The sequence below is a fragment of the Bradyrhizobium sp. genome, assembly GCF_049581145.1.
Classification (GTDB): domain Bacteria; phylum Pseudomonadota; class Alphaproteobacteria; order Rhizobiales; family Xanthobacteraceae; genus Bradyrhizobium.
Genome location: NZ_JBAURI010000108.1, coordinates 1 through 3188, shown reverse-complemented (window position 1 = coordinate 3188; position 3188 = coordinate 1). Strand labels below are relative to the sequence as shown.

The window sequence follows — 3188 nt, the reverse complement described above, 5'->3', positions numbered from 1 at the left end:
CCCATAGGATTGGTTTCATGGAATCGATCGTCTAGTCGTTATGCCTCATCCCCCTGCAGGATCCTGATATCGTCGGCGTCGAGCTCGACCCGCTCGCCGCCGCGGATGAGTTCGGCAAAGCCTTCGTTCGGCGTCATCACGGTCAGCGTATAGAGCTTGCCCGCCCCGGTGTTCTCGATCACATGCTCGGAGCCGGGATGCAGGAGCAGCGAATCTCCCTTCCTGATCGGCACTGCCTTGCCGTCACAGCGGGCCACGCCCTCGCCATGCAGCACGTGGAAGAATTCATGCGCCGAGGCATGTTCGTTTGGCGGCGTCGCGCCGCCGGGCTTGAAGATCTCGATGACGAAGATGTTTTGAATCTTGTCGGACTCGCCGTCGAACAGCATCACGAAATAATTGGTGTCCCTTGGCGAAATCCGGAACGCTTGCGCCTTTGCAAGGTCGGCCACGCTGAATGCCATGCTCATTCCTCCGTCAGGCCGGCCGCCGGTCATCGAACGCCGTGCTGGCGCCGACGCGCGACAACGGATAGCGGCTGATCTCGTCGATCAACGTCAGCAACCGCGCGGCCGCGCGCTCGACGGTGATCCTGCCGAGCTCGGCGGTCGCCCTGGTTGCATCGCCGCAGGCGCCCTTGGGATTGAGATCCTGGGCCTGCCAGCCGAATGTGGCGGCGCCGCGCGGACCGAGCAGATCGGACTCGCGCTCGATCTGCACCGTGAGCGGCACGAAGTTTTCGGCATGCTGCATCTCGACGAGTTCAGGGTGCAGATGCAGCATCACGCTGGTTTCGATCTGGCCGCCATGGATGCCGTGCCTGACCTCGTCGGGCGCGAACAGCTCGTCCATGTCGATCAGTTTCGACCACATCGCGGTGACCGCGAACATGCCGAGCTTGACCCGCAGATCGCGGCAGACGATTTCGAGCAGCTGCGGCTGGCCGCCATGCGAATTCAGGAACAGGATCTTGCGAATGCCGGCGCGATGCACGCATTCGCCGAGCTCGTACCAGACCCGTCCCAAGGTCTCGTGCGACAGCGTCAGCGTGCCGGGAAATGCCAGATGCTCGCCCGATTTTCCGACCGCCGTCATCGGCAGCACCAGCGCCATGCACTCCGGGTGCATCAGCTCGACGGCACGCGCCACGATGCCGGCATTGATCGCGGTGTCCACGCGAACCGGGAGATGCGGTCCGTGCTGCTCGACCGCGCCGACCGGCAGCACCGCGACGACCTCTTCCGCGTTCAATGCGGCGAAGTCCTGCGTGGTCAGGTCCCACCACCAATGCGACTTCAGCGCCATGCGCACAAACTCTCCGCCTTAGAGCATTTTCCGGAAAGGTGGACACCGGCTTTCCGCAGAACATGCGACCAACAATGGACAAGTGGAGCGGCCAACGCCTCGCGTCCGTTGCGCCCGAGCCTGCTCTGCGCCAGAGATTGTGCATGCGACGACATCACTTGAAAGCGCTTTAATTCGTCAACGCCGTTGCCTTTTAGGCAACATGCGGCGATGCTGCTCGCCGCACATTTATCGTCAGGAACATGCTGCACGGCCGTCTGCTGAATTATATCGATGAAGTCGCCCGCACCGGATCGATCCGGAAGGCCGCGGGCCACCTCAACGTCGCGGCATCAGCGATCAGCCGGCAAATTCTAGCGCTGGAGACCCAGCTGGGAACGCCGATCTTTCAACGACTGCCCAAGAAACTGATTTTGACCGCGGCCGGCGAAGTGCTGATCGGGCATATCCGCCAGACGCTGAAGGAGTTGGCCCGCGCGCAGGCCAAGATCGAGGAACTCAAAGGCTTGCGGCGCGGCGAGATCACGGTCGCGATGATGAGCGGCTTGGCCTCGAACCTGGTTCCGGGAACGGTGAGGGAATTCCGGCTGGCGAATCCGCGGGTCAAGCTGACGTTGACGCTGTTCAATACCGGCGAGGAAATCCAGTCGGCGGTGGCCAATGGCGAAGCCGACCTCGGGATCGGCTTCGACTTCACCAAGGACAGCAATCTGAAAGTGCTGGCACGCGCCACGGGTAGGCTCGGCGCCGTGATGACGCCGAACCATCCGCTGGCGAAGCGGACCAGCGTCCGGCTCGGCGATTGCGCCGATTACCCGCTGATCGTCGCCGACGACACCAGCGCGATCCGGCCGTATCTGGACACGGCTTTCACGCGCGCCGCGCTCGATTTTCGGCCGATCATCGAGACCAATGCGATCGAGATCATGCGGCATGCCGCGATCATGGAGAACGGCATCACCTTCCTCACGCCGTTCGACATCGAATTCGAGCGGCGGGCTGGACGGCTGGTCTATGTCACGGTCCGGGAATTGTCGCACGATTCGCAGGCGCTGATGCTGATCGGCCATGCCAGGGGCTCTAGCGCGATCGCGAGCGTGCTGGCGGAGATGCTGAAAACGATGATGCGGGAGGCCAGTTCGTGACCAACGAATCTCGGTCGGCAAATAAATGTGCCGGCGTCTCGCTGTCGAGAACGCCGGCATGGGACTCATGTCAGACCGCGTGCGGTCGGAAGTCTACTTCGGCACCGATCCCTCGATCCCCTCGACATACCAGTTCAGCGAATTGAAGGTGGCGGCCGGCATCGTGCTGCCGGCGGCGACCATCTCCTTGCCGGTATTGTCCTTGATCGGCCCGGCGAACGGATTGAGCGTGCCGGCCACGATCGCTGCCTTCTTGTCCTCGAAGACTTTCACGGCCGCCGGTGGGATATCGGGATTGAGCGGCGCCATCACCACCAATCCTTCCTTGATGCCCCAGCGCGTGTGCCGGTTGCCGGTCCAGGTGCCGTCAAGGACCTTCTTGGTTTCGGCGATGTAGTAACCGCTCCAGTCTTCCGTCGTCCCCGAGAGCTGCGCCTTCGGGCCGAACTTGGACATGTCGGCATCGATACTGAAGGCGTGGGTGCCCTTCTCCTGGGCGGCCTGGATCGAAGCCGGCGAGTCGGTGTTCTGGGCGACGTTGTCGGCACCCTGCGCGATCAGGGTATCGGCCGCCTGGCGCTCCTTGCCAGGATCGTACCAGGTGTTGACCCAGATTGCCTTGGTCTTGACCTTGGGATTGACCGCCTGCGCGCCGAGGGTCATGGCGTCGATGTTGCGAACGACGCTCGGAATCGGGAACGATCCGATGAAGCCGAGCGTGTCGGTCTTCGTCATCTG

4 protein-coding genes are annotated in these 3188 nt (G+C 62.7%); 1 reads left to right on the top strand and 3 read right to left on the bottom strand.

Going from position 1 to position 3188, the window contains the following annotated elements; genetic code table 11:
- Positions 1-38: 38 nt before the first annotated feature.
- Positions 39-464 carry a cupin domain-containing protein gene (locus WCB02_RS03485; protein WP_423956423.1) on the bottom strand — a complete coding sequence of 142 codons (426 nt, stop codon included), beginning with the start codon at positions 462-464 and terminating at the stop codon, positions 39-41.
- A gap of 13 nt (positions 465-477) precedes the next feature.
- Entirely contained in the window at positions 478-1305 is an 828-nt protein-coding gene (locus WCB02_RS03480; protein WP_423956421.1) for a creatininase family protein, read from the bottom strand.
- A 242-nt stretch (positions 1306-1547) separates the two neighbouring features.
- Between WCB02_RS03480 and WCB02_RS03475 the strand changes: the two genes are divergently transcribed.
- A complete protein-coding gene (locus WCB02_RS03475; protein ID WP_423956419.1) occupies positions 1548-2450 on the top strand; it encodes a LysR family transcriptional regulator in 903 nt (300 codons plus the stop codon).
- Positions 2451-2543: 93 nt separating this feature from the next.
- Here WCB02_RS03475 and WCB02_RS03470 read toward each other — a convergent pair.
- A partial coding sequence (locus WCB02_RS03470; RefSeq protein ID WP_423956417.1) for a BMP family ABC transporter substrate-binding protein occupies positions 2544-3188 on the bottom strand: 645 nt, incomplete at its 5' end.